Origin of the sequence: Pseudomonas sp. zfem005, assembly GCF_032621735.1 — a bacterium.
Taxonomy (GTDB): domain Bacteria; phylum Pseudomonadota; class Gammaproteobacteria; order Pseudomonadales; family Pseudomonadaceae; genus Metapseudomonas; species Metapseudomonas solani.
In genome coordinates this window covers 619,495-625,908 of record NZ_JAVYJE010000004.1, presented here as the reverse complement: position 1 = coordinate 625,908, position 6,414 = coordinate 619,495, and the positions used below count along the sequence as shown (strand labels likewise).

At 63.8% G+C, this 6,414-nt stretch carries 4 protein-coding genes; 1 reads left to right on the top strand and 3 read right to left on the bottom strand.

Annotated features, from left to right (window positions below):
- Positions 1 to 143: 143 nt before the first annotated feature.
- Genes sppA through rluC form a run of 3 tightly spaced genes read right to left on the bottom strand, consistent with a single transcriptional unit; the run spans position 144 to position 2,758 of the window.
- Entirely contained in the window at positions 144 to 1,127 is a 984-nt protein-coding gene (sppA, locus tag RTW82_RS32145) for a signal peptide peptidase SppA (protein ID WP_021217614.1), read from the bottom strand.
- The gene (locus RTW82_RS32140; protein ID WP_316925235.1) at positions 1,117 to 1,812 is read right to left on the bottom strand and encodes an HAD-IA family hydrolase; all 696 of its coding nucleotides are present in this window, start codon (positions 1,810 to 1,812) and stop codon (positions 1,117 to 1,119) included. Before RTW82_RS32140 ends, sppA begins: the two co-directional genes overlap by 11 nt.
- Positions 1,805 to 2,758: a 23S rRNA pseudouridine(955/2504/2580) synthase RluC gene (rluC, locus tag RTW82_RS32135; protein WP_316925234.1), complete on the bottom strand. Its 954-nt coding sequence runs from the start codon at positions 2,756 to 2,758 to the stop codon at positions 1,805 to 1,807. The genes RTW82_RS32140 and rluC overlap by 8 nt, the downstream gene beginning before the upstream one ends.
- A 569-nt stretch (positions 2,759 to 3,327) precedes the next feature.
- Between rluC and rne the strand changes: the two genes are divergently transcribed.
- Positions 3,328 to 6,402 carry a ribonuclease E gene (gene rne / locus RTW82_RS32130; RefSeq protein ID WP_316925233.1) on the top strand — a complete coding sequence of 1,025 codons (3,075 nt, stop codon included), beginning with the start codon at positions 3,328 to 3,330 and terminating at the stop codon, positions 6,400 to 6,402.
- The last annotated feature ends 12 nt before the right edge of the window (positions 6,403 to 6,414 follow it).

Genomic DNA, 6,414 nt, shown 5'->3' with positions numbered 1-6,414 from the left:
GAAGCCGTCGATATCTATAACCGGGAGCGGCCTCACCTGGCTCTAAAATACAAAACGCCCGATGCGGTGCATCGGGCGCTTTGAGGTATGGAGCTTGGCCTGAAAGGTGTAAACCTATTTCAGGACTAGACACAGCGACGGGATCAGCGCAGAGCCGGCCCCTGGAACCCCATCCACAGCGCCAGCTGCTCGGCGACACTGGCCCCCAGCTTCTTGGCGAAACGGTCGAAAGGTGTCTCCTGCTTGGTGTAGTCGACGATCTCCTTCTCGCCAATGACCTCGCGCGCCACGTAGCTGGTGCTGCCGAGCTTATCTACCAGCCCCAGCTCCAGGGCCTGCTCGCCCGACCACACCAGGCCACTGAACAGCTCGGGATGCCCCTCGACCTTCAAACGGTCGCCACGCCCCTTCTTCACGCTGTCGATGAACTGCTTGTGAGTGGTATCCAGCACGCCCTGCCAGAACGCAGTCTCATCAGGCTTCTGCGCCTGGAAGGGGTCGAGGAAGGCCTTGTGCTCGCCCGAGGTGTAGACACGACGCTCCACACCCAGCTTGCCCATCAGCTCGACGAAGCCGAAGCTCGCTGCCGTAACACCGATGGAACCCACCAGGCTGGCCTTGTCGGCATAGATCTCATCGGCCGCACTGGCGATGTAGTACGCGCCCGAAGCACCGAGATCAGTGATCACTGCATAGACCTTGATATCCGCATGCTCGCCACGCAGACGACGGATCTCGTCATAGATGTAGCCGGACTGGACCGGGCTGCCGCCCGGGCTGTTGATACGCAGAACGATGCCCTTGGTCTTCGTATCCTCGAAGGCCGCACGCAGGCTGCCGACGATATTGTCGGCGCTGGCAGCCTCGCCATCGGCGATCATGCCCTTCACCTCGACCAGCGCTGTGTGGCTTTCGCCGCGAGCCGCCGTCTTCTGCAGATCGAAAAGCGGAGAGAAGAGTGCCAGAGCCACGAACAGATAAAGGAAGGTCAGCACCTTGAAGAAAATGCCCCAGCGACGGGACCGACGCTGCTCCTGAACCCCAGCCAACACCGCCTTCTCGAGCAACTTCCAGCTCTTGTCATCGCCACTGCCCGCAGGCGTCGATGCCTTCCATTCATCCGACATGCAGATCCACCTTCATAGAGTGTGTGTTCGCACCACCGGCGAGCCAGTGGCGCAATTCATCGAAACATTCGACCGCCAGCTTCGGCGATTCACGACGCAAGGTATCGAGGGACTGAGCACCGTAGCCGACCGCTACCGAATCCATACCGGCGCGATGAGCCATCTGCAGGTCGAAGGGTGAATCCCCCACCATCAACGCCCGCCCAGCCTCCACGCCGCAATGCGCAAGGATCTCATGCAGCATGCGTGGATCGGGCTTGCTGGCCGTCTCGTCGGCGCAACGGGTGATATCGAAGTAATCCAGCCAACCACGCCCCGCGAGGACGTGATCGAGCCCTCGTCGACTCTTGCCGGTGGCGACCGCCAGCAGGTAGCCCTCATTGCGGAAACCCTCCAGGGCCTCCAGCACACCAGGGAACAGCGCCGACGGCTGCACCTCCAGCCGGTTGTAATGAGCTCCGTAAGCCGCACGGTAGCGTTCGACCGAAGACGGATCGACGAGTTCTGGATAGAGGACACGGATCGCCTCGGGCAGACCGAGGCCGATGATGCCCTTCAGCGCCGACTCATCCAGCTGCGGCAGCCCGCAGATCTCAGCGGCCACCCGCAGGGACTCGACTATGCGCGAGATAGAGTCCGCCAGGGTGCCATCCCAATCGAACACCAATAGACGGTAGTCAGACACCGAGGCGCTCCAGGGTCTTCTCCCACATATCATCCACCGGCGCCTCGACCCGCAGCGGCGTGCCGTCAGGCAACACCAGGGACAGCGCATAGGCATGCAGGAACAGGCGCTTGCCGCCCAGCTCCCGGATTTCGCGGGAGAACTCTTCGTCACCGTACTTGGGATCGCCCGCGATAGCGTGCCCGGCATGGCGGGTATGCACGCGAATCTGGTGGGTGCGCCCGGTAATGGGGCTGGCCTCGACCAGGGTGGCGAACTCGCCGAAACGACGCAGGACGCGGAACTCGGTCAGCGCCTCCTTGCCCTCGTCATTGACCTCGACCATGCGCTCACCGGAACGCAGGTTGTTCTTCAGCAGCGGCGCACTGACCTTCTTCTTCGAGGTCGGCCAATTGCCACGCACCAGCGCCATGTAGCGCTTGTCCACCCCATCGCCGCGAAGGGCTTCGTGGAGGTGGCGCAGCATGCTGCGCTTCTTCGCGATCATCAGCAGGCCCGAGGTGTCGCGATCCAGCCGGTGCACCAATTCCAGCTCCTTGGCGTCCGGCCGCAGCTGACGGAACGCCTCGATCACACCGAAGCTGAGCCCGCTACCCCCATGCACGGCAATGCCGGCCGGCTTATTGAGGACGATCAGGCCCTTGTCCTCGTAGACGATGGCGGCCTCGAGCCGCTCCAGCAGCCCCTGGGCGACGGGCGCAGCCTCATCACGTTCGGCAAGGCGCAGCGGCGGAACGCGCACCACATCCCCAGCCTGGAGCTTGTACTCGGGCTTGATCCGTCCCTTGTTCACCCGCACCTCGCCCTTGCGCAGAATGCGATAGATCAAGGTCTTGGGCACGCCTTTGAGCTGGGTACGGAGGAAGTTGTCGATGCGCTGGCCGGCATATTCCGGCGCAACCTCAAGCAGCTGGACGCCGGAGGTTGGAGAAGAGGGAGTAGTCATGGCGGGCATCATAGCAATTTTTGATGAATTTGAAGCACTTAATAATTGCTGCTATAGTCGCGAACGCCGCCAAAAGCGGCCGTGCTCCGGATGATCGCCAAAACTGCCATCCCAGACACGTGCAACCCATTCAGGACGTCAGGCCGTCCGTCAGGATATTTCGCCGCACAGTGCGCGGATATCCGGAGAAAAACGCCTTGAGCCATGACGCGCGGCCAACCCCTCAGGGGCGGTCACGTAAAATGCAACCCGCTACGGATTCTGCGAGCGGCACCCGATTTTCAAGGGACAAGTGTAGGGTGGAGATGCACAACCGTCGGACTGCGTAGCAAACGCTTCAATCAAGACGCTTTATCTCGTCCGCTACCGATGGCTGATTCCTCCTCCTGACAACGTGCTTCTGTTACGACAACAGCAAGCAGGAGACGTCGTCGCGACCCCGGCCCTACTGGCCTGATGTCGCTGGACACGGGGGTGGCATGCCACCCCTGACGCGCACCTGACACCGACCGCGAGAGTCGTGTGTGCTGATCGCCGTTTCCGGCAGCCCCGGAAACCGACGGTACTACATGAAAAGAATGCTGATTAACGCAACTCAGCCCGAAGAGTTGCGTGTTGCCCTGGTCGACGGCCAACGCCTGTACGACCTGGATATCGAGTCGGGCGCCCGTGAACAGAAAAAGGCCAACATCTACAAAGGCCGCATCACTCGCATCGAGCCCAGCCTCGAAGCCGCATTCGTCGACTTCGGTGCAGATCGCCACGGCTTCCTGCCGCTGAAAGAAATCTCCCGCGAATACTTCAAGAAGTCCCCCGAAGGGCGCGTCAACATCAAGGACGTGCTCAACGAAGGCCAGGAAGTCATCGTCCAGGTCGAGAAAGAAGAACGTGGCAACAAGGGCGCAGCCCTGACCACCTTCATCAGCCTCGCCGGCCGTTATCTGGTACTGATGCCGAACAACCCCCGCGCGGGCGGCATCTCCCGTCGCATCGAAGGCGAAGAGCGCAACGAGCTTCGTGAGGCGCTGAACGGCCTGAACGCACCGGCCGACATGGGCCTGATCGTTCGCACTGCCGGCCTGGGTCGTTCCAGCGAAGAGCTGCAGTGGGACCTCGACTACCTGCTGCAACTCTGGAGCGCCATCAAGGAAGCTTCCGGTGAGCGCGGCGCCCCCTTCCTGATCTATCAGGAAAGCAACGTCATCATTCGCGCCATCCGCGACTACCTGCGTCAGGACATCGGCGAAGTACTGGTCGACAGCGTCGAAGCCCAGGAAGAAGCCCTGAGCTTCATCCGTCAGGTGATGCCGCAGTACCAGAACAAGATCAAGCTCTACCAGGACAGCGTTCCGCTGTTCAATCGCTTCCAGATCGAGAGCCAGATCGAAACCGCCTTCCAGCGCGAAGTGAAACTGCCTTCCGGCGGTTCCATCGTCATCGACCCGACCGAAGCCCTGGTGTCCATCGACATCAACTCGGCGCGTGCGACCAAAGGCGGCGACATCGAAGAAACCGCCCTGCAGACCAACCTGGAAGCGGCCGAAGAGATCGCTCGCCAGCTGCGCCTGCGTGATATCGGCGGTCTGATCGTCATCGACTTCATCGACATGACCCCGGCCAAGAACCAGCGCGCCGTGGAAGAGAAAGTCCGCGAAGCCCTGGAAGCCGACCGCGCCCGCGTACAGGTCGGCCGCATCTCCCGCTTCGGCCTGCTGGAAATGTCCCGTCAGCGCCTGCGTCCGTCCCTGGGCGAGAGCAGCGGCATCGTCTGCCCGCGCTGCAACGGCCAAGGCATCATCCGCGACGTCGAGTCCCTGTCGCTGGCGATCCTGCGCCTGATCGAAGAAGAAGCCCTGAAGGACCGCACCGCCGAAGTCCGTGCCCAGGTACCGATTCCGGTTGCCGCCTTCCTGCTCAACGAGAAGCGCAACAGCATCACCAAGATCGAGCTGCGCACCCGCGCCCGCATCGTGATCCTGCCGAACGATCATCTGGAGACCCCGCACTTCGAAGTGCAGCGTCTGCGCGATGACAGCCCGGAAGTCATGCACGGCCAGTCCAGCTACGAGATGACCCCGACCGAAACCGAGGATCACCAGCCGGCCGCCGCCACTCGCACCCTGGTCCGCCAGGAAGCCGCCGTGAAAACCGTGGCCCCCGAGCGTCCCGCTCCGGCCCCGATGGCTCCGCCGACCGCTGCCGTCGCCGCTGCCGAGCCGAGCCTGTTCAAAGGCCTGGTGAAGTCGCTGGTAGGCCTGTTCGCCGGCAAGGAAGAAGCCCAGCCCGTCACTACCGAGCAGAGCGCCAGCGAGCGTCCGGCCCGCAGCAGCGACGAGCGCCGTAACGGTCGCCAGCAGAACCGCCGCCGTGACGGCAGCCGTGAAGGCCGCCGCGACGAAGAGCGCAAGCCGCGTGAAGAGCGTCAACCTCGCGAAGCCCGTGAGCCGCGCGAACCGCGTGAGCCTCGCGAAGGCCAGGAAAACCGCCGCGAACGTGGCGAGCGTCCGCCGCGCGAAGAGCGTCAGCCTCGTGAAGACCGCGCTCCGCGTGAAGCTCGTGAACCCCGCGAAGAGCGCGCACCGCGCGAGCCTCGTGAGGAGCGCCAGCCCCGCGAAGAGCGTCAACCCCGTGAGGAGCGTGCACCGCGCGAAGCCCGTGAGCCGCGCGAGCCGCGTGAACCTCGCGAAGGCCAGGAAAACCGCCGCGAACGTGGCGAGCGTCCGCCGCGCGAAGAGCGCCAGCCCCGTGAAGAGCGCGCCCCGCGCCCCGAGCAGGTTGCCGCCGAGGCCAGCGAAGAAGAACTGCTGAACAACGAAGAGCTTGATGTCGATGGCCAGGAAGGCGCCGAAGGCGACCGCCCCCGCCGCCGCTCCCGTGGCCAGCGTCGCCGCAGCAACCGCCGTGAGCGCCAGCGTGAAGTCGAAGGCGAAGAAGGCGAGGAAGGCAGCGAAGAGGCCAATGTCGATGGCAGCGTCCCCGCCGCCGTTGTCGTGACCGCCGTCGCCGCGGAAGTGATCGCCGAGCAGGTCGAAGGCCAAGCCAGCAGCGAGCCGACCCAGGTCGAAAGCGCCGCCAGCGAAGCCCCGGTCGCCGAAGCCGTCGCCCAGGAGCAGGAACCGGTCGAAGTGATCGAGACCAGCGCCCCTGCCGTGATCGAAAGCGAAGTGTCCGTCGTGGTCGTCGAGCCGGTTGCCGAAACCGTGGTCGAAGCCCCCGTCGAGACCGCCCAGGTCGCAGAAGTGGAAGCACCGGCTCCGGTCGTGGCCCCTGTTGTCGAAGCCGAACCGGCTCCTGCCCCCGCGGCAGCACCGGTAAGCGCCGGTGGCCGTGCACCGAACGATCCTCGCGAAGTACGTCGCCGTCAGCAGGAAGCCGAGCGTCTTGCACGTGAAGCCGCCGCAGCCCCCGTGGTAGAAGCCCCGGTGGTCGAGGAGGCTGCTCCGGTCGTGGTCGAAGTCGCCGCTGAGCCGGTGGTGGAAGCCCAGCCCGAGCCCGTTGCTGAAGCTGTCGTGGAAGCCCAGGAAGTTGCGGAAGAGCCCAAGGTCGAAGTGACCGAGGCCAGCACCGAAGCTGCCGAAGCAACCGTCGCTGACGAAGCGAAGGAAGAGGAAGAAGCCAAGGACGAGTCCAAACCGACCGTCTAAGGCCCTGCCTCA

Coding starts and splice junctions, on each gene's coding strand:
- sppA (WP_021217614.1), bottom strand. CDS start 1,127: ATGTCGGATGAATGGAAGGCATCGACGCCTGCGGGCAGTGGCGATGAC.
- rluC (WP_316925234.1), bottom strand. CDS start 2,758: ATGACTACTCCCTCTTCTCCAACCTCCGGCGTCCAGCTGCTTGAGGTT.
- rne (WP_316925233.1), top strand. CDS start 3,328: ATGAAAAGAATGCTGATTAACGCAACTCAGCCCGAAGAGTTGCGTGTT.